The 26,271-nt window shown below is 41.1% G+C and carries 25 protein-coding genes; 11 read left to right on the top strand and 14 right to left on the bottom strand.

The annotated features are described in order from the left end of the window. Nucleotides 1–28: 28 nt before the first annotated feature. From EHR06_RS11270 to EHR06_RS11255, 4 genes are all read right to left on the bottom strand, one after another. Nucleotides 29–1,177 (bottom strand): hypothetical protein, encoded by a 1,149-nt coding sequence (locus tag EHR06_RS11270; protein ID WP_135757090.1) that lies wholly within the window; start codon nt 1,175–1,177, stop codon nt 29–31. 88 nt (nt 1,178–1,265) lie between these two features. Then, entirely contained in the window at nt 1,266–1,658 is a 393-nt protein-coding gene (locus tag EHR06_RS11265; RefSeq protein ID WP_135757089.1) for an OsmC family protein, read from the bottom strand. A gap of 101 nt (nt 1,659–1,759) precedes the next feature. Then, nucleotides 1,760–3,019, bottom strand: a complete 1,260-nt coding sequence (locus EHR06_RS11260) for an MFS transporter (RefSeq protein WP_135757088.1) — start codon at nt 3,017–3,019, stop codon at nt 1,760–1,762. A gap of 15 nt (nt 3,020–3,034) precedes the next feature. After that, nucleotides 3,035–3,631 (bottom strand): NADPH-dependent FMN reductase, encoded by a 597-nt coding sequence (locus EHR06_RS11255; protein ID WP_135757087.1) that lies wholly within the window; start codon nt 3,629–3,631, stop codon nt 3,035–3,037. A gap of 186 nt (nt 3,632–3,817) precedes the next feature. Between EHR06_RS11255 and soxR the strand changes: the two genes are divergently transcribed. Continuing rightward, the gene (gene soxR, locus EHR06_RS11250; RefSeq protein ID WP_135680822.1) at nt 3,818–4,276 is read left to right on the top strand and encodes a redox-sensitive transcriptional activator SoxR; all 459 of its coding nucleotides are present in this window, start codon (nt 3,818–3,820) and stop codon (nt 4,274–4,276) included. On the opposite strand, the gene EHR06_RS11245 is transcribed toward soxR, so the two are convergent. From EHR06_RS11245 to EHR06_RS11230, 4 genes are read right to left on the bottom strand one after another with little or no spacing between them, the layout of a single operon-like run. Beyond that, nucleotides 4,273–5,400 (bottom strand): sensor histidine kinase, encoded by a 1,128-nt coding sequence (locus EHR06_RS11245; RefSeq protein ID WP_135757086.1) that lies wholly within the window; start codon nt 5,398–5,400, stop codon nt 4,273–4,275. The two genes, soxR and EHR06_RS11245, sit on opposite strands and share 4 nt — an antisense overlap. Nucleotides 5,401–5,404: 4 nt before the next feature. After that, complete coding sequence (locus EHR06_RS11240; RefSeq protein WP_135757498.1) at nt 5,405–9,040, bottom strand: response regulator; 3,636 nt, start codon at nt 9,038–9,040, stop codon at nt 5,405–5,407. 16 nt (nt 9,041–9,056) lie between these two features. Beyond that, complete coding sequence (locus EHR06_RS11235) at nt 9,057–9,626, bottom strand: chemotaxis protein CheB (protein ID WP_135757085.1); 570 nt, start codon at nt 9,624–9,626, stop codon at nt 9,057–9,059. 18 nt (nt 9,627–9,644) lie between these two features. Beyond that, complete coding sequence (locus EHR06_RS11230; RefSeq protein WP_135757084.1) at nt 9,645–10,469, bottom strand: CheR family methyltransferase; 825 nt, start codon at nt 10,467–10,469, stop codon at nt 9,645–9,647. 353 nt (nt 10,470–10,822) lie between these two features. Here EHR06_RS11230 and EHR06_RS11225 point away from each other — a divergent pair, with 353 nt between their 5' ends. The 3 genes from EHR06_RS11225 (at nt 10,823) to EHR06_RS11215 (ending at nt 12,890) form a co-directional block, all read left to right on the top strand. After that, nucleotides 10,823–11,125 carry an ArsR/SmtB family transcription factor gene (locus EHR06_RS11225; RefSeq protein ID WP_135757083.1) on the top strand — a complete coding sequence of 101 codons (303 nt, stop codon included), beginning with the start codon at nt 10,823–10,825 and terminating at the stop codon, nt 11,123–11,125. 134 nt (nt 11,126–11,259) lie between these two features. Next, on the top strand, nt 11,260–12,009 hold the full coding sequence (locus tag EHR06_RS11220; protein WP_135757082.1) for an SDR family NAD(P)-dependent oxidoreductase: 750 nt from the start codon (nt 11,260–11,262) through the stop codon (nt 12,007–12,009). A 98-nt stretch (nt 12,010–12,107) separates the two neighbouring features. After that, the gene (locus tag EHR06_RS11215) at nt 12,108–12,890 is read left to right on the top strand and encodes an enoyl-CoA hydratase/isomerase family protein (RefSeq protein ID WP_135757081.1); all 783 of its coding nucleotides are present in this window, start codon (nt 12,108–12,110) and stop codon (nt 12,888–12,890) included. Nucleotides 12,891–12,904: 14 nt separating this feature from the next. On the opposite strand, the gene EHR06_RS11210 is transcribed toward EHR06_RS11215, so the two are convergent. Next, nucleotides 12,905–14,728, bottom strand: a complete 1,824-nt coding sequence (locus EHR06_RS11210; protein WP_135757080.1) for an FG-GAP-like repeat-containing protein — start codon at nt 14,726–14,728, stop codon at nt 12,905–12,907. A 267-nt stretch (nt 14,729–14,995) separates the two neighbouring features. Between EHR06_RS11210 and EHR06_RS11205 the strand changes: the two genes are divergently transcribed. The 4 genes from EHR06_RS11205 (at nt 14,996) to EHR06_RS11190 (ending at nt 18,332) form a co-directional block, all read left to right on the top strand. Further along, nucleotides 14,996–16,663: a hypothetical protein gene (locus EHR06_RS11205; RefSeq protein ID WP_135757079.1), complete on the top strand. Its 1,668-nt coding sequence runs from the start codon at nt 14,996–14,998 to the stop codon at nt 16,661–16,663. Nucleotides 16,664–16,758: 95 nt separating this feature from the next. Further along, nucleotides 16,759–17,277: a DUF1993 domain-containing protein gene (locus EHR06_RS11200; protein WP_135757078.1), complete on the top strand. Its 519-nt coding sequence runs from the start codon at nt 16,759–16,761 to the stop codon at nt 17,275–17,277. Nucleotides 17,278–17,539: 262 nt separating this feature from the next. Then, nucleotides 17,540–17,857: an ArsR/SmtB family transcription factor gene (locus EHR06_RS11195; RefSeq protein WP_135757077.1), complete on the top strand. Its 318-nt coding sequence runs from the start codon at nt 17,540–17,542 to the stop codon at nt 17,855–17,857. Continuing rightward, complete coding sequence (locus EHR06_RS11190; RefSeq protein ID WP_086449104.1) at nt 17,844–18,332, top strand: SRPBCC family protein; 489 nt, start codon at nt 17,844–17,846, stop codon at nt 18,330–18,332. The genes EHR06_RS11195 and EHR06_RS11190 overlap by 14 nt, the downstream gene beginning before the upstream one ends. A gap of 74 nt (nt 18,333–18,406) precedes the next feature. On the opposite strand, the gene EHR06_RS11185 is transcribed toward EHR06_RS11190, so the two are convergent. The 5 genes from EHR06_RS11185 to EHR06_RS11165 are packed head-to-tail and all read right to left on the bottom strand — an operon-like array spanning nt 18,407 to nt 23,601. Beyond that, on the bottom strand, nt 18,407–18,874 hold the full coding sequence (locus EHR06_RS11185; RefSeq protein ID WP_135757076.1) for a hypothetical protein: 468 nt from the start codon (nt 18,872–18,874) through the stop codon (nt 18,407–18,409). Nucleotides 18,875–18,929: 55 nt separating this feature from the next. Next, nucleotides 18,930–20,708, bottom strand: a complete 1,779-nt coding sequence (locus EHR06_RS11180) for a nitric oxide reductase activation protein NorD (protein ID WP_135757075.1) — start codon at nt 20,706–20,708, stop codon at nt 18,930–18,932. Beyond that, nucleotides 20,708–21,529, bottom strand: coding sequence for a CbbQ/NirQ/NorQ/GpvN family protein (locus EHR06_RS11175; protein WP_135757074.1), 822 nt, complete (start codon nt 21,527–21,529; stop codon nt 20,708–20,710). Before EHR06_RS11175 ends, EHR06_RS11180 begins: the two co-directional genes overlap by 1 nt. Next, entirely contained in the window at nt 21,513–22,883 is a 1,371-nt protein-coding gene (locus tag EHR06_RS11170) for a cbb3-type cytochrome c oxidase subunit I (protein WP_135757073.1), read from the bottom strand. Before EHR06_RS11170 ends, EHR06_RS11175 begins: the two co-directional genes overlap by 17 nt. Before the next feature lie 31 nt (nt 22,884–22,914). Next, complete coding sequence (locus tag EHR06_RS11165) at nt 22,915–23,601, bottom strand: c-type cytochrome (protein ID WP_135757072.1); 687 nt, start codon at nt 23,599–23,601, stop codon at nt 22,915–22,917. A gap of 176 nt (nt 23,602–23,777) precedes the next feature. Here EHR06_RS11165 and EHR06_RS11160 point away from each other — a divergent pair, with 176 nt between their 5' ends. The 3 genes from EHR06_RS11160 to EHR06_RS11150 all read left to right on the top strand — a co-directional run bounded on the left by EHR06_RS11160 (nt 23,778) and on the right by EHR06_RS11150 (nt 26,251). Beyond that, entirely contained in the window at nt 23,778–24,464 is a 687-nt protein-coding gene (locus EHR06_RS11160; protein ID WP_135757071.1) for a Crp/Fnr family transcriptional regulator, read from the top strand. A 68-nt stretch (nt 24,465–24,532) separates the two neighbouring features. Beyond that, entirely contained in the window at nt 24,533–25,003 is a 471-nt protein-coding gene (locus tag EHR06_RS11155; RefSeq protein WP_135757070.1) for a MarR family winged helix-turn-helix transcriptional regulator, read from the top strand. A gap of 66 nt (nt 25,004–25,069) precedes the next feature. Next, nucleotides 25,070–26,251: a thiolase family protein gene (locus EHR06_RS11150; protein WP_135757069.1), complete on the top strand. Its 1,182-nt coding sequence runs from the start codon at nt 25,070–25,072 to the stop codon at nt 26,249–26,251. Nucleotides 26,252–26,271 lie beyond the last annotated feature (20 nt).

The raw sequence follows: 26,271 nt of genomic DNA, 5'->3' as shown, positions 1-26,271 counted from the left end.
GTAGAAATTTGAATAATGGAGAATATTCCTATTTTTTAAAGAATAAATGGATATAAGAGGACTTTACCTCTTTCCCGGAAAACTCTATACCAAAATCTTCTTTTCTTTCCCTAAGTTTTTGATACAAAGCTCCACCGTTATATAATGCTTCTATCTCTAAAACAATCCCTTTATTCGGGTCAGGACCGGAGGTCTCACTTACACGATTGACTCCTTGGATAGTCCTTATAATCCCCTGCACATCCTTCTCCAAATAATCATCATAACTTAATCCTTCTATTTTAATGCGGATCAAATTCCCAGGTTTCCATTTATCGGAGATCTGTTCTTTTATTTTAGGATAAGCTTTTTCCACCGACCTTTTGATAGATTCCTGGATCCCCGTGTTCGGATTTATATGAGGAGAAACTCCGGAAGAATTATCAGCCGCGATGATCCTGGCGGTATTTACATCAAAAATTTTGAATCTAAGAACGGATTGGTAAGAATGAAGATTTGAATCTTCTATCTTTCCCAGATCAGTGACTTCCGTTTGTCCTACCAGTAAGATCTCCGCCTCCGACTCGGAAGCCAAAGATAATATTTTATCCTCAAAAGAGTGTTCGGAAAGAACGCCCGGGTCCTTCTTCCCTTCCTTAAAAAGAACACGATAGAATTGTTTTTTATCCAAAAAATCGAAATCCGAGAAAACTCGTATGATCTCATTTTCGGTAATCCCAATCCTCTCTTTTATATTTTGTTTTCCTAATATTCTTTCTTCGATAAATACTAAAAATTTCGGTTTTCCGATATCCTTATATCTTTCCTTCAAAGCGTCCTGGACTGCTTTTCGGTTCACCTTACCTTTAGAGTCTATTTCCAGAAGACCGCCGGCCAGCTTTCGAGTAGTACCTACTTTAGAATATTCTAACACAAATCCTTCGACGGAGGAATTTACTATAGTTTCCTTCAACTTACCGCCGATGACTTGAGAATATCCTTGGACTAATTCTCCCAATCCATTCTCTAAAATTTTTCGTTTAGCGTTTAATTCCAATTCTTCTTCACTTTTGCCCTGAACGTTCTGCACGTATACAAACTCGTCTTTTGGATCTTTTACGGAAGAAAGACAGGAAATTAAAAATGCGGAGGTGAAAAATAAGTAGAATGGAATAATTTTAGAAAATACGAATTTCATACGGTCAAAGTGAGATTCGATTGATTGGACCTGGTTTCCCTGCCTTCCGTTTCCCAAAGAATAAGATTAGAAGGCTTGGAAATTATTTTTAGCCCAGTTTGGTCTCTATCTGGATAGGATGCGTCAGAGTTTTGTGAACCGGGCAGGCGTTTGCGACCTGCAAAAGTCTTTCTCTTTCCTGCTCGCTCAAATTTCCCTCTAACTTAACGATCCTTTGGATCTCAGTATGATCCGTTCCTTTGGTAAGGTTCAGTTCTACGATCACTTCTTTCAGATCCATTTTCTTTCTTTGAGCATACATTCTGATAGTGATATCAGTGCAAGCTCCTAAGGAAAGAAGAAGGTATTCATGTGGAGAAGGTCCCAGATCTCCTCCACCATCTTCTTTGGATTCGTCCGCGATTACTTCGTGATTTTTACTACGTAGGATTGTTTTGTAATTTTCAGGAGTGCTAAGTACCTTAACTTCTATATCGCTCATAAGGTAAAGAAGATAGGAAATCTGGTTTTAAATGCAATCTTAAATCGTAGATTAGGATTTTCAGAGAAGAAGAGCACCTTCTTCCCTGAAAAATAGATCGATTAGGTTTCGGAAACTAAGGCTGCTTCTTTTTCACCTTTAACCGGGGCAGGATGTTTAGAAGAAACATACTCGTTCACCTTATGCATGATCGCCACAGTGATCAAAATAGCTATAATCACAACATAACCCAAGTTCGGATAACCTTGGATATATCCGCTTGGAGTCTGGACAACGATAAGCCCGGCCGCATAAGAAGCGATTCCTCCGGATAATTGCTGCAAAGAAGAACTGATCGCCATATAAGCTCCCCTGTCTCTCAGTTCAGGCATCGCAGAATTTAATGCCTGAGCCGAGATCACTCTACCAGTAATCACTACAAATAACGCGGAGTTGATCAATATCACAAACCAAAGAGGTGTGATCCCCATTGCAGTATAATAGAAAAGTATCCCGCAGGCAATTAGAGAAGAAATAAGAAATATTGGATATTTTCCGAATTTGTCCGCCGCCCTGCCGATCAAAGGACCTGCAGCCATACTTACAACCCCGGTCACAAAATACACTAAAGGAAGATCTTCTAAAGTAATTCCTAAATTATGAACACTGAACGCAGAACCGAAAGGCATAAGCATATATCCGCCGGTTGCCAAGAGCATTGTTGCCAAAAATCCAGGAAGATAATTCGAATTTCCTGCAGTAGCCACCAAATGTTTGATCGCTTTATTTTCAGTTCCATGACCCAAGTGAGAAACGATCGGCTCTAGCTTAAATAAAGCGGCAACTCCAACAAGACCGCTAATAACAGCGATCATCCAGAAAGGAGACTGCCATCCCCAAAGGTTCGAAAAGAACACACCGATCGGAAGACCGAAAACTTGGCTGGCAGCAAATGCAGTCATCACGAGTCCCATCACTCTTCCTCTTGCTTCCATAGGAAATAGATCCGCAATGATCGCAAAGCTGATAGAAGCGATTACACCGCCGAAAAGACCCGTTACAATTCTTGCAAATAGTAGAAATTCGTAATTTGGTGCGATCCCACAAAGAACAGTTCCTAAAACGAAACCCGTATAAAAGAATAATAACATCTTTTTACGATCGAATCTGTCTGCAAAACCGGCGGCCAAGATCCCGGAAATCCCCGCGCTAAATGCATATGCGGAAACTACCAGACCGAATTTGGTTGTGGATATTTTCAGTTGATCCATGACCTGAACTCCTAATGGAGATAAGATCATAAAATCAAGAACCACTGTGAATTGGATAAATGCCAATAAGGCGACTACAAAGATTTGGTATTTACTAAACGTAAATTTCATATTTATTCCTTAAAATCAGGACCTCAGAACGGATTGTGGGAAATTCATCCTAGCTTGTTTCAAAACGTTTCCCCACCAATACAATTCATTCAATAATTTCTCAGCCGAAGATGCGTAACGAAATTCCTCAGTAGGTCTTCCGTTATGGAACCTGGCATGAGCCCAATGAAAACTAACACAGTCTCGAATGGTGGTCATTCTTAATTCCGCAAATACATTGCGAAGCTGCTCCACCGCTCTTAAACCGCCGGAACTTCCTCCATAGGAAACGAATCCAAGAGGCTTCGCATTCCATTCTTCATGAAGTGAGTCAATTGCCAACTTTAAATACGCAGGATATCCGTGGTTATACTCCGGTGTAATTACTACAAAAGCATCCGCTTCAGCTATTCTATCCGAGAATAAGGGAAGGTCCGAATCCATATCCTTTGACATGTCCCAAGGCAAAGAAAATTCAGAAAGATCTATTAAATCGGTCTCGAATCTATAATCTTGTTTAGAGATCTCTTCAAACCATTTTGCGACCGTATCCCCAAACCTGCCCTTTCTGGTACTAGCTAATATAATTCCTAATCTAAGACCGGAGCCGGTACTGATCTTTTCTAATAACATTATAGAACACCCTTGTATTATTAAACTTAGAAGATTCTACAAGTTAAAGTGAACTTGAAGTAAAGAGTCTTAGGTTGTTTTTTTAGGATTTTTCCTGAAAAAATCCTAAAATGTTTGTGCTTATAATGCTATTTGGATAAAATTCATACCTAAAGTTCACTTTAAGTTTAGATTTGGGAGAATGTAGTGGATAAGGACGAATTTTTAAGTATCGGACAAGTTTCCAAAAGAAGCGGGGTCGCCTCGTCTGCATTACGTTTTTATGAAGAAAGAGGACTGATCCGTTCGGTTCGAGCAGGTTCAGGTCATAGACAATATCCTAGACATGTTTTGAGAAGGATTGCTTTCGTAGTATTTGCACAAAGAGTGGGACTTTCCTTGGATGAGATCGCCGCAGAGATCGCAAAATTACCGGAAGATCATACTCCCAATGGACAAGACTGGTCCAAACTTTCCAAAACCTGGAGTTTACGTATAGAGGAGAAGATCGCGGAACTTCATAGATTAAAGAACGGATTATCCGTTTGTATCGGTTGTGGCTGTCTTTCACTTCTTACTTGTAAATTAGCGAACCCACAAGATAAGCTGGGAAGATACGGAAGCGGCCCTTTACGCTGGATGGGCAAACCAAAAAAACAAAATTAAATTTCTTGGATCTCCGGAAGAGTAATATAGAAGGTTGCACCTTTGCCTACTTCACCTTCTGCCCAAACTTTTCCGCCGTGACGAGTGACAATCCTATGAACGATTGCAAGTCCTATACCCACACCTTCGAAGTCACGGTTATCGTGTAATCTTTGGAATACACCAAAAAGTCTGTTCTGGTATTTCATATTAAAACCGGCGCCGTTGTCTTTTACAAAGTAGGTATTTTCTCCGTTTGCTCGATTACATCCTATTTCAACGATCGGCTCTTCCTTTTTGGAAGAATACTTGATCGCGTTAGAGATCAAATTTATAAAAACCTGACCGAGCAATTCCATATCTCCCATAACGGGATATAATTCTCCTATTTGGATCTTGGTTTTTCCATTTTGTGTTTCCACTTGTAGTTCGTAGAGAATATGTTGCACAAGTTCCGAAACATTCACTATAGTTTTTGTAATTTCCTTCTTCCCCATTCTGGAAAGCAGAAGTAAACTATCGATCAGCTTGTCCATCTTTAGAGTGCTTCCAACGATCACTCCCAGGATCCGTTTTGCCTCATCATCCAGATCCTTCGTATAATCTTCCTGGAGAATTTTAGCAAAACCTTCGATAGCACGTAATGGTCCTCTAAGATCGTGAGAAACGGAATAGCAGAATGCATCCAGTTCCTTGTTTGCGCTTTCCAATTCTTCATTCTTCTTTAGGAGGTCCTGATTTAGGTTCTGTAGAGAGATCTCCTGCATATGTTTCTCTACAAAAAATTTCACCTTATTCCTCAATATCTGAGGTTCGAAAGGTTTTGTGATAAAGCTGAATGCGCCTCTTTCATAACCCTTAAATACGTTCATATTATCCGTATAAACTGCGGAGATAAAAATAAAAGGAAGCCTTGCAGTCTTCTCTTCTTCTCTTAGAATGGTAGCAAGTTCATATCCGTCCATTTCCGGCATTTGGATATCCAGTAAAGCCAAAGCAAAATCATGATGTAATGTAGCCTTTAATGCTTCATTCCCGCTCAATGCACGGATCAGATCCACATCCAGATCTTTGAGAACCGTTTCCAGCGCAAGAAGGTTTTCCGGCCTATCGTCAACGATCAGAATTTTAGCCTTAGTGTTCATAAACTTACCTGCTCAACCAAACTCTCATCAAAGAAAGTAATCTCTCCACATCCACAGGTTTTGAGATATAATCGTTAGCTCCCGCATCTATACATTTTTGACGATCGTCTTTCATCGCTTTAGCAGTGAGCGCAATAATAGGAAGTTTATCGTATTTTTTATCGGAACGTATTCGTTTCATCGTTTCGTATCCGTCCATCTCAGGCATCATGATATCCATTAGAACAATATCCATATCCTGCCTGGAATCCAGAGACGTTAAGGCGGTCTTCCCATTATCCGCCTTAAACACTTCCATTCCCCTATCCTTTAGAATTTTAGATAATGCGAATACATTCCTCATATCATCGTCCACAACTAGAACTTTCTTTTTCTGGAAGATCGCTTCCTTATCATATAAATTGTTTATGATCTTTTGTTTTCCTTCGGGAAGTTTACTGATGGTCCTATGAAGGAATAGTGCGGTCTCATCCAATAATCTCTCTTCCGATTTTACTCCTTTGATGATAATACTCTCCGCATATTTTTGGAGTTCCGCATTTTCTTCCCTGGTCAGTTCCTTTCCGGTATATATGATAATAGGAGGCATTGTCTGGCCTTTTATTTTCTCCAGCTCATAGATAAGTTCGAATCCACTCATATCAGGAAGGCCTATATCCAAAACGATACAGTCGAAATAATTTTCTTGGTAAGCCTTGATCGCATCCCTGCCATTACTTGCCTCGAAACATTTTACATCTCCGTTCCCGATCAACTTTCTCATGGCGATCCTGGAACTATCATCATCCTCAATGATCAGAAGATTTTTCATCTTTCGATTGATAAAGTTCTCTATCCTGTTGAACGCCTCTTCTAATTCTTTTTTGTTCACAGGTTTTACCAAATATTCCACTGCACCTTCTTTAATAGGTTCTATAGAATATTCGTTACCGGAAATTACATGAACAGGGATATGCCTTACCTTAGGATTGGATTTAAGCTCGTTCAGCACAGTATGACCGTTGATCCCGGGAAGATTCAGATCCAAAATAACCGCACTCGGTAGATATTTCTCGGCAAGCACCAATCCATCTTCTCCCGTAGAGGCGGATAAACATTTAAAATCCTTATCATGGGCCTGCTTGATCAAAACGGATGCAAATTTCAAATCATCCTCGATCACCAGAACTACTTTATCATTTTCTGAAATAGTATTTCTATCGTCCTCGGCGTTCGGAGAATCTATAAATCGGTTTTCTCTCAGAGCAGAAGGGCTTTTTTCTTCCAAGACGGGACTTACTTTTTCCAAATAAGAAGCGGAGGTTACATTTTCCTTTTTAATATCCAAAGGAATGAATAGGGAGAATGTAGAACCTTGGTTGATCTTACTTTCTAAATTGATATAACCTCCTAAAATTTTAGCCAATTCCCTAGAAATAGATAATCCAAGACCTGTTCCGCCGTATTTACGAGAAGTGCTTCCATCCGCCTGCTGGAATGCTTCGAATATGGACATTTGTTTTTCTTCCGGGATGCCTATCCCCGTGTCCGAAACCGATATTAGGATTTTCTGATATCCCTCCGGCCGGACTTCCAGACTGATCTTTCCTTTTTCAGTGAATTTTAAGGAATTAGACAATAAATTTTTAAGGATCTGATTCAAACGAAGCGGATCCGTAAAAATATACTCCGGAGAATCCGAGGAAATAACACTTACTAAACTTAGCTGTTTTTTGTCCGCCTGGTGTTTAAAATCCCTGAGCAGAGAATCCATCAATTCCCGAATGGATACCTTTTCTATATTGATCTGCATCTTTCCGGACTCAATTTTAGAAAGATCTAATACTTCATTGATCAACACTAGAAGGTCCTGGCCGCTTTTATAGATGATATTCGCACTTTCTACCTGGTCGGAATTCAGGTTCTTTTTGCTGTTTTCGGATAGATCCTTGGAAAGAATTAAAAGACTGTTCAAAGGAGTCCTAAGCTCATGGGACATGTTGGCTAAAAATTCGGACTTGTATTTACTGCTAACCTCTAGTTGTTTACTTTTTTGTTCTATATCGGATCTTGCTGCCTCCACTTCCCTATTTTTAACTTCCAAGGTTTGGGTTTGTTCTTCTAATTCTTCGTTTGTAATGCGGAGTTCTTCTTGTTGTTGTTTTAGGACCTGGGTCTGCTCTTCCAGCTCCTCATTCATTTGTTTCAATTCTTCCTGCTGGGACTGTAATTCCTCTCCTTGAGCTTGGGTTTCTTCTAATAACTCTTGGATCTTTTTTCTAGCAATTGCGGAGTATACGCTGATCCCGATATTCTCCATGCAATTTTTGGAAAATTCGACTTCCAACTCGGTAAATTGGTCCAATTTTCCTATTTCTATAACTCCCAAAGTTTGGCCTTCGAATAAAAATGGAAGAACTAGAATATTAGCAGGTTTCGTATCTAAGATAGAAGAAACGATACGTATCTGATCTTCTTTCAGATCCGTTAATAAGATCGTTTTTTGGTCAAATGCTGCCTGGCCGATCAAACCTTCTTTCAGGGAGAACTTATTCGCGGCTTTTCCCCCGCTAAACGCATACTCTCCGCTCAGTCTCAGATATTTATCTCTTTCATCTAAAAGATAGATCGCGCCTATTTGGGCCTTAAGATATTCTCCTAAAAAGTTTACCACTTCCTGGGCGAGAGCTTCTATACTTTGGTCCCCTTTTAATTTTTCGTTCAATTGGTTTTGGCCTTGGGTTAACCAATTATGCCTTTCATTTTCGGAGGTCGTAAGACGAAGTGCCTGGGTCATCTTCGTCAATGAGATCCCCAAAATATCGTTCTCAGATCTAGGAAGCAGATCCACGGAATAATTCCCGGAGGCTACAATACTTGCATTATGTGCTACCTCCTTAAAACTTTCGTTTATATTCACCAAGGAATCGAAGATCGCCCTTAGTTCGTCCTTTGTAGGATCCTCCAATTTTCGATCCATAGATCCTCTTCCGGCGATCAGTTCCGCTTCTCCCGCCATAAAACGGATCCTTTCGGTGATACTTCTTACGATCCAATAAGCAATCAATACCACGGCAGAAGCACTAAATATCACCACAAAGACCAAAACGGAAAACGTATATTCGTAATCCTTGATATTCCTCTGTCTTTCCGCCTCCATTGACTTTTGACTTCTTTCCACAATTTTGGCGATCTGCTTGGATGCCAGATCTCTCAAGAGCCGTCCTCTCCCTGCGGAAAGTGCGAACGCCTTTTCATTATTATTTTTTAATGCAAGAGAAACGATCTCATCCAAATAGATCTTAAATTCCTTCCAAGTAGTTTTAAATTCTTCTAAAAGTTTCCTGCCCTCATCGTCCATGATCCCGTCTAATTGGAAAATCCTTTCGTCTACAGATTCGGTCGCAGTATTGAATCTTTCCTGGAAATATCCCATTTTCTCGGGAGACATTTCTAAAATGAGATTTTTTTCATGGCGGGTAGCTTCCAACAGATTGATCAAAATTTCGTTGGATAAATTTACTCTTTTAGCGGTTTCATCAACGATCTTCTGCAGCCTAAAATTAGATTCCGAAAGTTTATCGATTACGAATATAGATGTGCCTACAAGTATCAAAAGTAGGATGGAAAAACCGAAAAATAGTCTGGCTCGGATCGTCATTCTTTTTAAATTCACTTCAATCTCTCTCGCCTAATCGGATCAGTAATTTTTGGATCCCTTCCAAAGGAAGTATATGATCCACGGAAGAAGTTGATATAGCATGTGCAGGCATGGAGGACGATTCCGCGGTTTCCGGGTCCTGTACGATTGTCAGCCCGCCTTCTTCTTTTATTTTTTTGAGACCTAAGGCTCCATCCGAATTGGAACCGGTCAAAATAAGTCCGATCAATTCCTTTCCGTAAACTTCCGCTGCGGATTCGAAAAGTACGTCTATGGATGGTCTTGCAAAATTCACCTTTGCATCCGTGCTTAGGGAAAACGTCCTATCTTGTTCCACCAATAGATGATAATTTGCAGGAGCCATATAAATATTCCCTCTTTCTATTTTTTCTTTTTCGTCCGCTTCTTTCACGAATAACTTACAGATCTTATCCATACTCTCGATCCAATATCCGTCCGAACGCGGACTCAGATGCTGCACGATCACTATCGGGATAGGATAATTCTGAGGCAAAGAAGGTAAAATTTCACCAAGAGCCTTCAACCCTCCCGAAGAAACTCCAATCACAATCGCACCGTATCCCATAAAATATTTTAAAAATATCTAATACTTCTTCTTGAATATTTTCTGTTTCCGATCCAACTCTTGGTATACATCCTTCAGCTCGCTAAAATACATCCCTTCCTTGGAGCCCAAACAAAGAACTCCCCCGTTAATTAAACTTTCATAAAACATTTGATGCACCTTGTTCTGAAGTTCCCTTTTAAAATAGATAAGTACATTCCTACATAATATCATATGCACCTCCGCAAATACGCTGTCGGTGACTAGGTTATGATTTGCCCAAACTATATTCTTTTTGAGATTTTGGCCTATGATCGCCATATTCTCATCGGCGGTATAATAATCCGAAAAAGAGGACCTTCCCCCCGAAACTTGATAATTCGAAGTATATTCCTTTATTAGATTATTCGAAAATATACCTTGTTTAGCCTCGTCTAAGGCTCTCTGGTTGAAATCGGTTGCGTAAATAGTAGTTCTTTCCATAAGTCCTTCTTCAGTGAGAAGGATTGCCATCGAGTATACTTCCTCGCCGGTAGAACAACCTGCATGCCAGATCTTTATGAATGGATAGGTTTTTAAGATAGGCACGATCTTTTCACGAACGGATCTGTAAAAGCCAGGATCCCGGAACATCTCCGTAACGGTGATAGATAGATCGTTCAAAAGCTCGTTCGCAAAACTTTTATTATGTAGAAGTTGAAACTGCATTTCCGAAACCGTATTATACCCTGCCAATACCATCCGATTCATGATCCTGCGTTTTATATGAGCGTCCGAATATTGCCTAAAGTCGTACCCGTATTTCTGGTAAATAGCCTCCAATAATAAATCGATCTCTATCTCGGTACTATCCTTAGCTGCCATATTTTAACTTTTTATAAAACTTCCCGGGGCCAAACCGAGGGGATATTCTATGATTTTTAGGAAACTGAAAGCAACTATTTATTTCAAATTTGAGGCAAAATAGCAGAAATTATGTGGTTTTATATGCTACAAAACTTGGAAAGTGGAATTTAGAATGGATCAATAGATCCCGTCCGAATCCTAGAAAAACGATGCTCCAGGCATGATATGAACTTCGGTTAGGATCTGTTTGGAATGACTGCTTATTTGCCCCGGATCTATATTCGGGAAACTTAATAGATAATCGTTGAGTCGTCGCAGGCGCTTTCAAAAGCGAAATTTTCTTTTAGACAGGACCGTCTAAATAAGTAATCATGGAGAGAGTGCCGAATCCTAAACCACTCAAACTTACGGAAAAGGAATTTACTAAAATTTCCAGGGCCTTAGCCGAGCCTAGGAGATTTCAGCTTCTTCAATGTATCGGCTCTACTAAAGAACCCACCGCCTGCAGCACCTTGAACAAGTCCCAGGATATCAGCCCTGCCACACTTTCCCATCATATCAAAGAATTGGAAAATGCAGGCTTAATAGAGACATCCAAAGAAGGAAAATTCGTGAATATCACCCTAAGAAGGGACGTATTCAAGGCATACCTGGACAAACTTTCCCAGATCTAAATTCTACCGACCGACGCTCATTCTAGTTTCGTTAATTTGATAATTATCGAATTATCTAAATATTTCAAGAACAAACACTTTGATACTTGTCTAACTATAAAATTTATCAGATCCGAATATTCAGGAGTGATCTTATGAGTCAGTTAAAAGGTAAAGTTGCAGTGGTAACGGGAGCTTCTAAAGGAATTGGAGCAAGTATCGCTAAAACATTGGGTTCTGCCGGTGCATCCGTAGTGGTGAATTATTCTTCCAGTAAAGAAGGCGCGGATAAGGTTGTGGCAGAAATCGAAAAACAAGGAGGCAAAGCGATCGCGGTACAGGGAGATATGTCCAAGTCATCGGATGTTAAACGTCTTTTCACAGAGACAAAAAAAGCTTTCGGTTCAGTGAATATACTGGTGAATAACGCAGGCGTATTCGAATTCGCTCCGTTACAATCCGTTACCGAAGACGAGTTTCATAGACAGATGAATATTAACGTTCTCGGTCCGATACTCGCCACTCAAGAATCTCTGAATTATTTCTCTCCGGAAGGAGGATCCGTGATCAATATAAGTTCCATTGTGAGTGATATTCCGGTACCGAATTCAGTCGTGTATGCTTCTACGAAAGGTGCGTTGGACACTGTTTCAAAAGTATTGGCTTTGGAACTTAGTTCCAAAAAGATCAGAGTGAATACGATAGCACCAGGCGGCGTGGAAACGGAAGGGGCTCATAGACTAGGAATGATAGGAAGCGATATGGAAAAACAGATCGTTTCCAAAACTCCTTTAGGAAGAATAGGACAGCCGGATGACATCGCCAAGGTCGCATTGTTCTTAGCATCCGAAGATTCCTATTGGTTAACCGGAGAAAGGATCAGTGCATCCGGAGGTTATAGATAAAATTTCGGACCTGTTAACATACCAGGGCATGGTTAGTTTGTCTTTTAAACCATAAAATTCGAGTGGATGACTTCTGTCGGACTTCCTAATCATGCCTTATGAACTATTTGCGGGAACCTATCCAATTAAAAAACGGCAGAGCCGAATGTATTAAGATACAAACGAACGATCAGAATTCTTTGACCAGGGAGAATATGATAGAGCTGGAAAATATCCTGGCAGAGATCGACAAAGACGATAATATCCGTGCGGTCCTTATAAGTTCCGACAATCCTAAATTTTTTTCCAATGGTATTGATGCGGAGAACATCCTAAATACTCCTAGAGAAAAGCTCACTGCAGAAATGGGTCAGATCGTGATCCTATTCGGTAAACTTTTAAGTTTCGGAAAACCTCTTCTTGCAGAAGTGACAGGTTACGCGATGGGCGGAGGCGCAGTGATCACTCTATCCTGCGATTTCAAATTTATGTTGGAAGGCAAAGCAAGGATCGCTTTTACCGAAGTTCTGGTCGGACTTCCTCTTCCTATCAGTTTTATCGATAAACTGAAGATCACTGTTAAATCTGAATACCTGAACGAGGTTTGCCTTTTAGGAACCGCATACAAAGCGGGAGAAGCCAAAGAAATTTCCTTGATCAATGAAACTGCTGATAATAAGGAAGATCTGCGTAAATTGGTCCTGAAAAAATTGGATGAAGTAATGGCGATCGCACCAAGCGCTTATAGAAGGACTAAGGCGGCGATCAACAAAGAGATCAACGATAAATTCGGATCCCAATTGGAATTCACCAAGAGTAGTTTTGAAGATCCTAAAGTAGTGGCGAATTTGCTGGAAGCAATGAGCGCTTTAAAGGAAAAAAGAAGACCGAAACTGACTTAAATATTTTAGTTTTCTTAAATTTGGATCCTATAATTTTCTAAATTTCCGAAGGTCCAAACTCCTAAAAACTTAGGGTATAGGTCCTTCGGAATATTTGCATCCACTACATTATTTCCGAATTCGTTTCCGGAAGCCCCTGAGATGATCGTTGTAGCAGAGCCAGCACTTCCGGCCGCATATGCAGTGGAACCGAAACTATTAAAAATATAGGCTCTTCCGAATAACGTAACTCCGTCAGGATAAGCATAAGCTCCGACCGCTAAGTCTCCGTTACCATCTCCATTTATGTCGGAGATTACAAGAGAACCTCCAAAAAAATGATTGGATGCTTCTCCCAAAATTGTATTGATAGAAGTCGCTGAAATTTGGGTTCCATTACTCATATTCACGTACACTCTACCGGTACCCGTAGCATAATTGGGAGCACTTGTAGCAAAATCATCGAATCCGTCCCCATTAATATCTCCCAAAGTGACTCCGGCTCCCAAACCGCTAAAAACTGAAGAACTGATTATCGTGGTCGCACTAGTGGCAAAAGTAGCTGTTATCCCGCTCGTAGTCCCAGTGCTGTTAAATACGTAACTTCTTCCGAAAAAGCCGCTGAATTGAGGGCCTCCTGCAGCAAGATCCGCATATCCATCCCCGTTCACATCACCCGTAAAAACGCGTATCCCTAAATTACTAAGAGTCTCCCCAACTATATTCGTATTTGCTAATGTATAAGAAGTCACAGTAATTCCTGCTGACCCGGTGCTATGAAAGATCCAAATCGCTCCGGCAGAAGCAGAGTATGCGTTTCCCCCGACGATCAGATCCGAAAATCCGTCTCCATTAATATCGCCTAATGCGATTCCACAGGCAAAATTACTTCCGCCCGGGCCTGAAATAGTAGTTCCGGCGACGGAAGAGATGCCGCCTGTTCCCGTGCTATAATAAACGAATGCGAGTCCCGAAAATCCACCTACACGATATGCTCCGTTTGCCAGATCATCGTACCCGTCTCCGTTCACATCTCCTAAGGCAATAGAATATCCGAATTCGTTTGCGCCGCCGTAAGTTAAGATCAGGTTCGCGCTTCCGGCAGAGTTAGTCGTAATCCCGGAAGAACTTCCGTGAAATATATAAGCGATCCCTTGTAATCCTGCATAATCGGAAGCTCCAATCGCAAGATCTCCATAACCGTCTCCGTTCACATCTCCCATTGCGGAAGCATAGCCCATTCTACCCTGTCCGGTAATGGAATGATCCGCCATAGTCGGGTCTGTAGCAGTTATACCGGAAGAACCCCCGTTAAAAATATAAGCTACTCCCATTCCGGAAGCATCTCCAGGAGCGATCACAACAAGATCCGCATAACCGTCCCCATTTAGATCCCTATTATAACCTTTTCTAATATTCAAACTCAGGACTGTGGAAATATTTCCGCTGGAATCCACACTTCTGATATCTATAGAATGCGGAGATCCCTGCCTCCAATTAGAAGAGCCGCTCGGTAAAGCAAAACTCCAGGTAGTTGTTCCAATCGCAGCACTGTATGTTCCCCCGTCTATACTGATCTCTACGGAAGAAACCAAGGTATCATCGGAAGAAGTTCCAAAAAGAAATCCTGTCTCCACTGCAGGTCTTCCGGAAGTAGGAAGATTTGTGATCGTGACCGTGGGAGGTGTTACGTCTCCAGGAGGTGGAGTGGTACTTGCATCCACGCAAGTGCTCCCTGCGACCAGGCAGGCGATTTGAGCCTCGAGCATCGCTTCAAATGCGAGATCCATAGATTTGAATGAGCAGGATTCTAAAAAGAAAAGAAGAAGGGCCGCCGTCCCGTAAGAAAACTTTCGCATCCGAATATATTTACATTCGATAGCAGGCCCTATTACAACCCAATTATAAAAATTTGAGAAACAATTCGGAATTTCAGAAAAAAATTCACTCCCTCATTTTAGGGATATTTTAAAATTTCTCACCCGAACACCCATTCCGGAATCGGTAGCGTTCGTTCCAAACTCGCCTCCGAACAGGGTTTTCCCCTCAAATTACACGGAACAACTTGTCTGTTTTTTCAGAAGCCAGCCCTAAAACAAACGAGAGTTATACGAGGGAGTTAAGACATGAAAAAATTTCTGAAAGACGAGAAATTCCAGGATATTCTTCTAAAAACCGCCCTGCTAGTAGTCGCCTTACTTCTAATTGTATTTTTATCCACAGGATGTAATAACGCAAAAGCGGTGAGCATAGACGCAAGTTCTTCTGCGATAGGCGCTCTTGCATTCGACGGAAACCTGGGAATTTTCGGAAGTAATACCCCGGGACCTTCTCTGATTAAAGTTAATGTTATAGGATATTTAAATAAGTCGGGCAAAGAGATGAATCTGACCCTGACAAATACGGATACTTCTGAAACTCAAACTCTGCAAATTTCGGATAACGGAACCTTCTCCTTTCCGGATACTTTGGATGCAGGCACAAATTTTACGATCGATCTTGGAACTTATACTGGAGGACAAAACTGTACTCTCACTGGAGATTCCGGAAAAGCCGGTTTTGTTTCAGCTTCTAAAATCGACTGTGAAAGGAACTTAGCTGTTTTCGGGACCTGGTTTACCGGAAGTGTTCCGGTAATGAATCTTTTTCAGGTGAACCAAAAGACTTCCTTAGTTGTAGGAACTCCTATGTTCTTTAGCACCAGTGCAGGAATTCCTATGCTGGATCTAGTTTGGTCCGGGAATAAATACCTGGCAGTTTGGACTTCGGCCGGAAATACGATCAAAGCCAGGTTTTTGGATATTGAACAGATTGCTGTCGGTTCGGATATTACCGTCGCAGGGGTGGTCTCCACCGCTCCGGGTGCTAAGATAAGCACGTTATCCGCCGCTTATAATCCGGATCTGGATGAATTCGTAATAGTATTTGTGGAATTTGGAGGAAATACTTCTTTTGCGAACTTAGTTAGATATATCCGAGTGAACCCAAGTGGAAGTTTGATCGGAACTCCCACAACCGTCAAAACAGTCGATGGGACCATCGGGACCGTATTCGGATATTTAGACGTAATTTGGGACGGCAGTAAATATGTAACTGCTTTCGAAGATCACGACAATAATACGGATGATGCGCCTAATAATTACGTAACAGTATATCGTTTTACGAATGGAGCAGCCACTCAGGTCAATCAATTGTTCCTATCTTCCGGAACCGGTTCCGTTGGAGCTGTTTTTCCTGTGGGTTCCGGAGGTGCGGCATATCCGAAATTTATAAAAACCTCTTCGGATCTATGGCTTTTTTATAATAGATCCAATCTGGATATTTCAGGGAACACAACCGATTCCAGTTTAATGGAATGGAGAAATTTAGCCGGAGTTCCTACTCAGATCCGAAAAGACACGAACCCGAACGGATGTCATCCAAGCGGAGCAGGATTCCAAACCTATGTTCCTTCTCCCGGAAATATAGGTTCCAGAGTATTAATGGGTTACGATCTGAGATGCACCCAAAACAGTTCCCTATTCTTTGATATATACCATTCCCCCTTTAACTCATCCAACGGTACTTTAGGAACTGTTACGAATTATTCAGGAAGTACTCTTGGTATGAACTTTACCGTGGGAAGTTCCACCACTTGCAGAACTTCCAGATGTTATACGAGTGCAGGTGCATTAGGGGACGGGATGTATATTTTCGATCCTAATTTTGACGGGACCACTCATACGTTCTATTCGATCAAAATCTCTTCTCCTGGAAGTTCCGTGGATTTTCCGGTCCAAACTTCCATCCAGTAAAACTTCAACCGGATCTATTTCGATCGGTGCCATAGAATCAGATGCAAATTGTTTTTAAGACTTGATCGATCCAAATCGGAGCTTTCCATGGAAGTATGTCAGACATTTCGATTTACGAAATCACAGTAACACAAGTAATCAAAAACCTAGAGCACCTGAAACGATTTATAGATAAGGGAAAAACTTTCGCCGAATCCAAAAAGATCGAACTAGATGTTTTGTTGAACTCAAGACTTGCACCGGACCAATACAATTTTATCCGCCAAATCCAATTGGCCTGTGATACTGCAAAATTAGGAGCGGCTCGTCTTACCGGAAAACAATTCCAATCTCATGAAGATACCGAAAAAACTCTTTCTGAAATAACAAACAGGATCGACTCAGTTATTGGAATTCTGAAAGGGCTGAAACCGGAAGATTATCAAAATTCTTCCGAAACTAAAATTTCTCTACCTCGTTGGGAAGGAAAATCCCTGACCGGAAAAGAATACGCACTTCATCATATGATCCCGAACTTCTTCTTTCATATCGTAACTGCTTACGATATTCTCAGACATAACGGAGTGGAACTTGGGAAGAAGGATTATCTGGGAGATTTTCCTTTTAGATCTTAAATTTCAATTTTTGAGAACCGGGGCGCCTGCCGCTTCGCGTCACCGGACTCTCCGCTCCAATCAGCGGTTCGCCATAAACGGCGCACCGCCGGATTTCCGCTTCGATTCCTGGCGCAAGCTGCAGAGATTTTCAAATGTAGTCACTTCGACAGCTCAAATTTTTTCCAAAAACCTTTACTTTTTCCAAACTTAGGTATTTACCTAAGTTTCTTTTCATGATATAGTTAGGTAAGTGCCTAAGTATAGTAACAGTCTGGATAATATGTTTCATGCTCTGGGGGACCCGACAAGAAGGTCCATTTTAGAACGTTTGAGCATGGGACCGGCGACAGTAGGAGAACTGGCAGAGCCTTTCAAAATGGCCCTTCCCTCTCTGATGCAGCATCTAGGCGTGCTGGAAGATTGTTCTCTGGTTGGTTCCCAAAAAGTGGGTCGTGTAAGAATTTATAAACTTACCCAAGACTCCATGAAAGCGGGAGAAGATTGGTTCGTTAGACAACGCACCCATTGGGACAAAAGGTTAGATCAATTGGACAGTTACTTACTTGAAATGAAGGAGAAAGAAAATGGCAAAAACTAATTATTACCAACCGGACCCGAAAACAGATCTAGTTCTTGAGAGGATAGTAGACGTTCCTACAGAACTGGTTTGGAAAGCATGGACCACTCCGGAACATATACTGAAATGGTTTACCCCTGCCCCTTGGAAAACTATAGATTGCGAGATCGATCTTAAACCGGGCGGGATCTTCCGCACAACTATGTTGTCCCCGGAAGGACAAGAATTCCCGAACAGCGGATGTTTTTTGGATATCGTAGAAAATGAGAAGCTTGTATTCACCGATATTTTCGAACCGGGTTTTAAACCTACCCCAAGCGGCGGATTTTTTACAGCGATACTTACATTAGAAAAACATGGCAATGGTACCAAGTATCATGTTCTTGCCCGTCATAAGGACGAAGAGAGCAGAAAAAAACATGAAGAAATGGGTTTCCACGACGGTTGGAACGCAGCTCTAGATCAATTAGTAGAACTCATGAAAGCAGTTCGCTAAAATTCCCGCATATACGATCATCTAAAATCGGAAAGAAAGGCCCTCTGCCGGTTTTAGTTGGTCTTTCTTATATTCTAAAATGCAATTTTATACGTTGCGTGGCATCTAACACAATTTTGGGTAAGCTTATCCAATTCTTTTAGGATAATTTTAGTGTCTTTTTTTTGTCTTAGATCTTCTGCAATCTTATCGAATTGGTCATGAGTGCCAAACCCTAATTGTTTGAACTCTATCGGTAATTTTAGAAGGATCGTCTTTTCCTCATCTTCCAGTTTTTTTACCATTTCCATTCCACTGGCAGAAGCAGCCAATTCCGCCTTTTTATAATCATCTTCCGCTAATGCGGAAACGATCCCGTTAACTGAGGCAAGTAATCCTCTCATCTCGGTTAATACTAAATTTTTTTCCTGTGGATTTAGATGGATCGCAACCCTACCGTCTATCGATTCGGACACATTTCCGGAAAAGAAAAAATATAATAAAACGGAAACAGAGACTGCCCATAATACTAAAGAGATCAATCCTAAAGGAATTTTTTTCACAATTTACTCCATTCTTTATATAAATGATTACTAATATACTTTCGACTGTTTAGGATCATCTGACCAATTTAATAAAAAAATCAGTGAGTGCTTCAGGCAATTCTTTCGGGTTCGGCAGGATCCTATAGGATTCTTTCCCGAGCATTGCCGGAAGATACTGTTTTGCACTCTTATCTATTGCAAGTGCAAAAACTCCCACATTCGATCTTTCACATTCTTGGATCGCTTTTTTAACGTCTTCTATTCCGTATTTTCCTTCGTAACGATCATAATCATTCGGCTTTCCGTCGGTAAGAAGTAGGATCCAGCGTTTTTGGCTTTTTTCATTTTGGATCAAAGAAAGTGAATGCCGGATAGCAGGCCCTATTCTTGTATACCCTTTCGCTTCCATAAGTCCTATCTTGTCTCTGGATCTTTCCCAAGGCTCATCGAAACTTTTTATATTAGAATAATCGCAATGATTTCTGGTATTAGAATAAAATGAATCTATCCTAAAACGATCTCCGAATTCCGAACAGATCTGCCCGAATAATACCAAGGAAGTCTTTTCGACATCTAAGATCCTTTGGTTGTCCACATAAGAATCGGTGGATAAACTCATATCGGCAAGTAGAAGTATGGAAACCTCTCTAAGTCTTTTCCTATCCGACAAATACACATTTTCAGCGGGAGTTTGCCCGCAAGATAGATCCGAAAAATATTGCAGAGCGGCGTCCAGATCCAAATCCTCTCCGTAAGATTGTCTCTTGAGAGAGGTTTTAAGATTAAAAAAACGATTCATCCTGGATCTAAGTGAATTTAAGGTGCTGTAATTTTCCTGGAAGATTCCTTGCGTAAATCCGTGGTTTCCGTCAGGGAATTTTTTAGGAAATACCTTACAATGGTCTTTTCTATATTTCCTTTTTTTAAAGTCCCATTCATCATAGGAGATCGGATTTTCGTTCGAGCGATCGTTTTCCACTTCTCCCGCAAATAATCCTGATAAAAAATCGGTCCTAAAAACGGAATGTGTAGGCTCATTGGAACGAACGGTATGCCTAAGATCCAATTCTCGGATCGCTTCTTCCTGTTCCGATAAAGTATCCGATCCATCAAAGTCCCTCCAATTTCCTTGGAATTCTTCTGCGGTTTCCACCTTTTCGAATTGGTGCATTAGAGTATAATCTTCTTGGGATTTGAGATCCGCTTGGATGGTTTCTATTCTTTCTCTGGGGACACCTTCCAATTCGGTTTCTATCTTATCATTTTCCTTTTTTTGAGAGAGTAATTCCTGAGATGAAATCCGATTTTCCAATGTAAAAGCGGAAGAAGACATCCAAACCCCGTACAATAAAGAAAGATCCTCGGCTTGGTCCTTATTTTTTATTATAGATCTCTGGAATTCTCTCTCACTTTCTATTACGGATCTAAAAATAGATTTTGCATCCGGATAATTTTTCCCCAAACTTGCAAGGACTTGTGGATAGGTCTCTTTTGCCGCTTTTAAGGATTCGTTCCTGCTTTTGATTTCTCCTTTTTTCCAATGGAACCCGAGTTTTTTTTGTTCAGACATATAAAGTATTCTGAATATATAAAATTGAATATTGGAGAATATATCAGGGCCATGAGAATAAGATCCGGGTAAAAAATAGGTCTGATCTTGGAAACCTCCTTCTTTTTCGGCGGTAAGTATTTCTATATTTTCCCCGGTCAAAGACTTTGCCAAAATGGAAAGCCTGGGTTTAAGTTCGGAAAGTTTTACTATTTTACTTTTTAAGGACGGATCTTTTTCGGGAGATAGAATTTCTCTGACTGTATGATAGGTCTTTTTGAATATGAATTCTTCCCAACCCATCAGATCATCAAAGAGACCAGATCTTTCAAAGAGCGGATCGTGTCCGGATCATCACTCAACGGCTGGACGATGGCGACTTCACAAGACAGACGAGAAGGTAAACCGGTCGAGATCAATTTTGCAGCATCCACAAGCAATCTTGTGGAACAAGATTCCAATAGTCCTAATTCCGTAAGATTTCGGATCTTTTCGGCGAGCTTTACAAGTTTAGAAGAAGTAGCCGAAGGAATTCCGGTTTCCTTACTCAATATCTCCGCTTCGGTTTCCTTATCCGGATAATCGAATTGGATGGATATAAATCTTTGTCTTGTAGAAGGTTTTAATTCCTTCCATCCCCTTTGGTAACCTGGATTATAAGAAGCAACTAAAACGAAAGAATCCGGAGCCTTTAGATTTTCATTCTTTCTATCTATAAAAATTTCCCTTCTATGGTCCGTCAAAGGATGAATGGAGACGATCGTATCCGGCCTTGCTTCCGCAATTTCATCTATATATAATATTCCGCCGGACCGAACACTTCTTGTCAAGGGTCCGTCCTGCCAAACAGTCTCGGAACCTTGGATCAAAAATCGTCCGAGCAGATCCACCGCTGAAGTCTCCTCATGACAAGACACACTCGTCATGGGAAGACCCAATTTAGAGGCCATAAATTCTACAAATCTAGTTTTACCGCAACCTGTAGGACCTTTAAGCAAGATAGGAAGTTTATTCTTATAAGCGTGTTCGAATATTTCTATCTCTTGCCCTATCGGTCTATAATAAGGAATGTCAGTTTGTACTAACATTCCATTTTTATGATCTGTTTTAGGATCTACGGGCAAGAGAAATATCTCCTGAAGCCTGCTCCGCACCTAGGGCCTCGTCTGTTGGAGTTCCAAAACGTATGAAGTTTATAATGAACGCAATAATCCCTGAAGTAAACACAAGTGCGGCAAGGACCAAACCTAAGAAATGGACTTGGATCTCTTTTTGAACCGTCAAAAAGTCTAATCCTAGTTTTCTCTCTAAGTAAACTTGTGCAATACCTGCCACCGCAAACGCCCCGGTCATTCCTAACATTCCTATATTAGATGCCCAGAATGCAAACAGTCCTGTCGGATTATTCCAAAGTTTTCTGCCTGTAAGTAAAGGCATTGCGTAGGTTAAGATCGCAAACACGATCATTGCATACGCTCCCCAAAATGCAAGGTGACCGTGCATCGCAGTGATCAATGTTCCATGAGTGTATAAATTCACCTGGGGAAGAGTATGAGCGAATCCTAAAAACCCTGCTCCCACGAAAGACATGATTGCACTTCCGATCGTCCAGAATAAAGCGATCGTATTCGGGTGATTCCTTCCGCTCTTTCTATACATTGAAATTGCGAACATCGCCATCGCAAGAAATGCAAGAGGTTCCAGCATGGAGAAAAATCCGCCTACCCATTTCCAATATTCAGGAACTCCGATATAGTAATAATGGTGGCCTGTTCCCAAGATCCCGGATAAGAAAGTTAATCCGACGATCACGTATAACCATTTCTCGATAACTTCTCGGTCCACTCCGGTAAGTTTGATAAGAAGGAAAGAAAGTATCCCTCCCATGATCAATTCCCAAACTCCTTCTACCCAAAGATGGACTACCCACCAACGAAAATAAGAGTCCACTGTTTGGCTGTTGAATTGTATCATCCCGGGTAGATAGAGAAGTGCCGCGGAAAAAAGACCGAAATACAGGACCAGAGCGGTCGTAGTATATCTTTTCCCTTTCCAGACGGTCATTCCTATATTAAAAAGGAATAATAGAACGTTAACTACTACCAGATAATCCAAAGGACGAGGGATCTCTAAGAATTTTCTTCCTTCCCAGAAGTTCAGGTGAAATCCTATGATAGACACCACTCCCACCAAGATTAGAGATATCAGCTGTATATAAGCAAGTTTTTCCGAATAGATCTCTCTATCTGATTCGTCAGGAATGATATAATGGGCGGCACCCATAAAACCTGTGAGTAACCAAACCACCAGCAAATTTGTATGAGTCGCTCTGGCAGCATTGAACGGGATCCAATCGTGCAGACCATCGAACCCCATTCTGGCAAATCCCATCACGAATCCATAAACTATTTGCAAGGACAATAAGAGCATGCAGGTAGCAAAGAACCAGTATGCAATTTTTTGAGATTTATATTTCATAAAGAAACCGTTATATTCTAATCCTATTTGTTTATTTCAATTGGGAAAGATAAGAGGACAGATCCTTGATCTCGTTCTCGCTTAGCGGAAGTTTAGGCATCGCAGTGCCGGGCTTGATCTTTTGCGGATCCCTCAGCCAATTTTGTAGATACGCGATATCGTATTTTTTCCCTACGGAATCCAATGCGGGACCGACGTTCCCACCGGCACCTCCAACCGAATGGCATGCAGTACAGATCTGTTTAAACTTTTCCGGTTGAACAACTGCAGCGGACTCGGCGTTTACTAGCTGGGTAGAAGATTTATATTCCGGTTTAGGAGGAAATCCCTTTAGATCCAACTCTCCATTCCATTTTAAGAATGCGATGATATCCGAGATCTGAGATTCAGAAAAATCGTATTTCACCATTTTTCTTTCTCCAGGATACATCGCTTGTGGATCCTTTAAGAAAACACGGATCCATTCAGGACCTCTTCTTTCGTAAACCTTGGTCAATTCAGGTGCGTAATATGCTCCTTCTCCCAAGATCGTATGACATCCCATACAATTATTCTTCTCCCAAAGCTCCTTGCCGGAGATCACTTCTTCACTTAAAGTTTTGGAAGAAGCGGAAGAATAAACGTATTTTAAAGAATCATAAGTAAGAAGCAGGAAAACTGCGGAGAATAAAAAGGTCCCAACCAGGAAAAATAATTTCGCCTGAAATTTTGTAAGCATACCCTCTTCCTTATCTTTAAAAAAACCGCGAGCTCGCGGGAAACAGTGATTTAGAAATCGGGAGTATTCTCAGTGATGTTTCAAAAAATTTCCTTGATATAGATCAAGCCTATTCGGAAAAATTTGGAACTCTTTTGGCTTGAATTATTTTCGAAAACGAACATAAAACAACTGTTATGTCTAAAACGTTAAGCGTTCAAACAAGTGAGCATTGGGTGGAGATCCAAAGAGAATTCCAGAACGAACTCTCCTCCATCGGAATTCGAAAAAAGATCTCAAAAGGTGAAGTGGTTTTCGGGGAAAGAGATCCCTATGACGGTTTTTTTGAGATCCTATCCGGCATTTTTAAAGTATATTCTTTATCTCAAGAAGGAAAGGAAGCCATCTTAAAAGTATTTTATCCGGGAGAATTGATCGCTGCCCATCCGATCTTTCAACCTCAGGAGCCTTGTTATTATCCCGCATTCTGTGAAGCATTAAAAGACGGAGAATTGATGTATTATCCCAAAAGGGAATTTACATCCTTCTTATTCGAAAACACCAAAGCGCTTTATTTATTTTCAGCGGTTACCATCCAACATCTCAATTATTTCAGAAAAAAATTGGTAGAAAATCTACATCTCTCCGTAAAAGACAGGATCTTAAATTTTCTAAAAGAATGCGGAGCCTCTCAGAAATTAATTACACTTCCTATTACTAAAAACCAATTGGCCTCCCTGATAGGAACCACTCCTGAATCGGTAAGTAGAGCATTCAGATCCCTTTTGGATGAATGTATCTTGGAAGAAAAGGATTCTTCTTATAGGATCATAAAGGAAAATCGTTCCAAACAGTCCCACGAATTCCCCGCTTTGAGACAGTAACGCAGGGCCCAAGTGTACTTTAAAGCTTGACCCAAGAATAGTGCATACACACCATTTGGTTAGAAGATATGAAAAATAGACCTTCCTCTTCAAAGCTCAAAAAAATAGGATTATCCTGTCTAAACGTAAGTTTAAGAAGGACCGCAAGATTAGTTACATCCTATTATGATTCCATACTCAGACCTTCCGGGCTTAGGATCACACAATTCAGCATCTTAGTGGGGATCGGACATGAAGAGGAATGTAGTATTACGGATCTTTCCAGGCTTACTGACATAGACAGAACTACCCTGCAAAGAAGTTTGGAGATCCTAAAACGGGACAATCTGATCCGGATCGAAAAAAAAGAAGCAGGGAATATACGAAATCTCTCCCTAACTAAAAAGGGAGAATCCAAATTAGCGGAAGCTATCCTACTCTGGGAAGAAGCACAAAACGGACTTACTAAATCATTAGGAAAACCTAAATTCCAAGAAACATTAAGGATCCTCTCCGAAGTCAGAAAAATTCCGATATTAGAAACCCAAAACCAGGTCTAAAGGATATTAGAAGCTGCAGTCCTTTAAGCGATTATATAGTGTATATACAACATAGTAGGAGACAGAATGGTAGTCATAGTAGACGGGGCGAGAACCCCTTTCGGAAAATTCGGCGGAGGATTAAAAGACTATAGTTCCTCCGATTTGGCGGTAATTACCGCAAAAGAAACCGTACGTAAGACTGGAGTGGATCCTTTAAATATAGAGGAATCTATTTATGGAAATGTAATACAGGATAATAAGGACTCCGCTTATCTTGCCAGGCATATTTCTCTTAGATCCGGACTTTCGGAACGATCCAGCGCACTTACCGTAAATCGTCTCTGCGGTTCCGGATTAGAAAGTATTCTGATAGGGGCCCGCAAGATACTCTCCAAAGAAAACGATCTGATACTCGCGGGAGGAACCGAATCCATGAGTAATGCACCGTTCGTATTAAAAGGTGCCAGATGGGGAAACAAATACGGGGACACAATCGCAGAAGATAGGCTCGCTCAAAGTCTCACCGATTGTTTTGCGGATCTGACAATGGGAATGACTGCGGAGAATATCTCCCAACATTTCAAAATTTCCAGATCGGAACAAGACGAATGGGCCGGGATCTCTCAAGTAAGAGCGGAGAAGGCCACAAAGAACGGAACATTCTCCTCCGAAATGATACCCGTTCCAACCGGAGGTAAAAAATCTTTCTTACTAGACAATGATGAACAGATCCGAGGAGAAGAATGCCTGCCTCAACTGAAAAATCTGCCAACTTCATTTTTGAAAGATGGAACTGTCACTGCGGGAAATGCTTCCGGGATCAACGACGGAGCGGCTTCCATCCTACTCTCCTCCGAAGATTGGGCAAAAAAGAACGGATCAAAACCTTTAGCATCCATATTAGGTTATGCGAATATAGGCTGCGATCCTAAAATGATGGGTTTAGGTCCGGTATTTGCAATCCCTAAAGCGCTCCAAAATTCGGGATTGAGCTTAAAAGATATAGATCTGTTCGAGATCAACGAAGCCTATGCTTCTCAAACATTGGCTGTGATCAGGGAATTAGGACTGGATCCGGAAAAAACAAACGTAAACGGTGGAGCGATCGCGATAGGACATCCGCTCGGAGCAAGCGGAACAAGAGTGACGCTAACGCTAGCTTACGAGCTTAAACGTAGAAATTTAAGATATGGAGTGGCCTCTCTTTGTATTGGAGGAGGACAAGGTATCGCAATCGTCCTAGAAAATTACGAACTTAGAAAATAGCACATTAGATCGGAGGAGAT

It is taken from the genome of Leptospira dzoumogneensis (assembly GCF_004770895.1).
Taxonomy (GTDB): Bacteria; Spirochaetota; Leptospiria; order Leptospirales; family Leptospiraceae; genus Leptospira_B; species Leptospira_B dzoumogneensis.
The sequence above is the reverse complement of the archived record's forward strand: the minus strand, read 5'-3'. Positions and strand labels throughout refer to the sequence as shown.

What these genes read in the sequence shown, in the direction of transcription:
- EHR06_RS11270 (WP_135757090.1), bottom strand. Translation starts at nt 1,177, where the DNA reads ATGAAATTCGTATTTTCTAAAATTATTCCATTCTACTTATTTTTCACC.
- EHR06_RS11265 (WP_135757089.1), bottom strand. Translation starts at nt 1,658, where the DNA reads ATGAGCGATATAGAAGTTAAGGTACTTAGCACTCCTGAAAATTACAAA.
- EHR06_RS11260 (WP_135757088.1), bottom strand. Translation starts at nt 3,019, where the DNA reads ATGAAATTTACGTTTAGTAAATACCAAATCTTTGTAGTCGCCTTATTG.
- EHR06_RS11255 (WP_135757087.1), bottom strand. Translation starts at nt 3,631, where the DNA reads ATGTTATTAGAAAAGATCAGTACCGGCTCCGGTCTTAGATTAGGAATT.
- EHR06_RS11245 (WP_135757086.1), bottom strand. Translation starts at nt 5,400, where the DNA reads ATGAACACTAAGGCTAAAATTCTGATCGTTGACGATAGGCCGGAAAAC.
- EHR06_RS11240 (WP_135757498.1), bottom strand. Translation starts at nt 9,040, where the DNA reads ATGACGATCCGAGCCAGACTATTTTTCGGTTTTTCCATCCTACTTTTG.
- EHR06_RS11235 (WP_135757085.1), bottom strand. Translation starts at nt 9,626, where the DNA reads ATGGGATACGGTGCGATTGTGATTGGAGTTTCTTCGGGAGGGTTGAAG.
- EHR06_RS11230 (WP_135757084.1), bottom strand. Translation starts at nt 10,469, where the DNA reads ATGGCAGCTAAGGATAGTACCGAGATAGAGATCGATTTATTATTGGAG.
- EHR06_RS11225 (WP_135757083.1), top strand. Translation starts at nt 10,823, where the DNA reads ATGGAGAGAGTGCCGAATCCTAAACCACTCAAACTTACGGAAAAGGAA.
- EHR06_RS11220 (WP_135757082.1), top strand. Translation starts at nt 11,260, where the DNA reads ATGAGTCAGTTAAAAGGTAAAGTTGCAGTGGTAACGGGAGCTTCTAAA.
- EHR06_RS11215 (WP_135757081.1), top strand. Translation starts at nt 12,108, where the DNA reads ATGAACTATTTGCGGGAACCTATCCAATTAAAAAACGGCAGAGCCGAA.
- EHR06_RS11210 (WP_135757080.1), bottom strand. Translation starts at nt 14,728, where the DNA reads ATGCGAAAGTTTTCTTACGGGACGGCGGCCCTTCTTCTTTTCTTTTTA.
- EHR06_RS11205 (WP_135757079.1), top strand. Translation starts at nt 14,996, where the DNA reads ATGAAAAAATTTCTGAAAGACGAGAAATTCCAGGATATTCTTCTAAAA.
- EHR06_RS11200 (WP_135757078.1), top strand. Translation starts at nt 16,759, where the DNA reads ATGTCAGACATTTCGATTTACGAAATCACAGTAACACAAGTAATCAAA.
- EHR06_RS11195 (WP_135757077.1), top strand. Translation starts at nt 17,540, where the DNA reads ATGTTTCATGCTCTGGGGGACCCGACAAGAAGGTCCATTTTAGAACGT.
- EHR06_RS11190 (WP_086449104.1), top strand. Translation starts at nt 17,844, where the DNA reads ATGGCAAAAACTAATTATTACCAACCGGACCCGAAAACAGATCTAGTT.
- EHR06_RS11180 (WP_135757075.1), bottom strand. Translation starts at nt 20,708, where the DNA reads ATGGGTTGGGAAGAATTCATATTCAAAAAGACCTATCATACAGTCAGA.
- EHR06_RS11170 (WP_135757073.1), bottom strand. Translation starts at nt 22,883, where the DNA reads ATGAAATATAAATCTCAAAAAATTGCATACTGGTTCTTTGCTACCTGC.
- EHR06_RS11165 (WP_135757072.1), bottom strand. Translation starts at nt 23,601, where the DNA reads ATGCTTACAAAATTTCAGGCGAAATTATTTTTCCTGGTTGGGACCTTT.
- EHR06_RS11160 (WP_135757071.1), top strand. Translation starts at nt 23,778, where the DNA reads ATGTCTAAAACGTTAAGCGTTCAAACAAGTGAGCATTGGGTGGAGATC.
- EHR06_RS11155 (WP_135757070.1), top strand. Translation starts at nt 24,533, where the DNA reads ATGAAAAATAGACCTTCCTCTTCAAAGCTCAAAAAAATAGGATTATCC.
- EHR06_RS11150 (WP_135757069.1), top strand. Translation starts at nt 25,070, where the DNA reads ATGGTAGTCATAGTAGACGGGGCGAGAACCCCTTTCGGAAAATTCGGC.